The sequence below is a fragment of the Vibrio sp. 1069 genome (assembly GCF_033340555.1).
The window spans coordinates 1-640 of the sequence record NZ_JAWOWP010000502.1; the positions used below are offsets into that span (position 1 = coordinate 1).

The window sequence follows — 640 nt, forward strand, 5'->3', positions numbered from 1 at the left end:
TGGTCTGCTGACGTTTGGTGGTGTGGGTGGCTTAATCGTAGGTCTTGCTGCAAAAGATTTGCTGTCGAACTTCTTCGGTGGTTTGATGATTTACTTCGATCGTCCATTCAAAGTAGGCGATTGGATTCGCTCTCCAGATCGTCAAATCGAGGGCACCGTAGAACGCATTGGTTGGCGCATGACCAGCATCCGCACGTTTGATAAACGCCCACTTTATGTGCCTAACTCCGTGTTTAGCAACATCGTGGTTGAAAACCCTTCCCGAATGCTAAACCGTCGAATCTACGAAGTGGTGGGCTTGCGTTACGATGATGCCGACAAAGTGCCAGAAATCATCACCGCAGTGCGCGAAATGTTAAAGAATCACAAAGACATCGATACGCGCCAAACCTTGATTGTGAACTTTGATACCTTTGGCCCATCATCGTTGAACTTCTTTATCTACACCTTCACGAAAACCGTGAACTGGGTGAGATACCACGAAGTGAAACAAGACGTGTTATTGAAAGTCGTCGGCATCATTAAAGAGCACAACGCAGATATCGCGTTCCCAACTCAAACACTGAAGCTCGACCCGATTCAAATGGCGAAAAATCAAGAAGACAGCGGTTTTTAATTCGCTCTTAAACACACAAAGCCC

At 46.6% G+C, this 640-nt stretch carries 1 protein-coding gene; it reads left to right on the forward strand.

What is annotated here, in order from left to right:
* The coding region (locus R7040_RS27410; protein ID WP_318097737.1) for a mechanosensitive ion channel family protein at positions 1 to 616 on the forward strand (616 nt) is incomplete at its 5' end.
* Positions 617 to 640 lie beyond the last annotated feature (24 nt).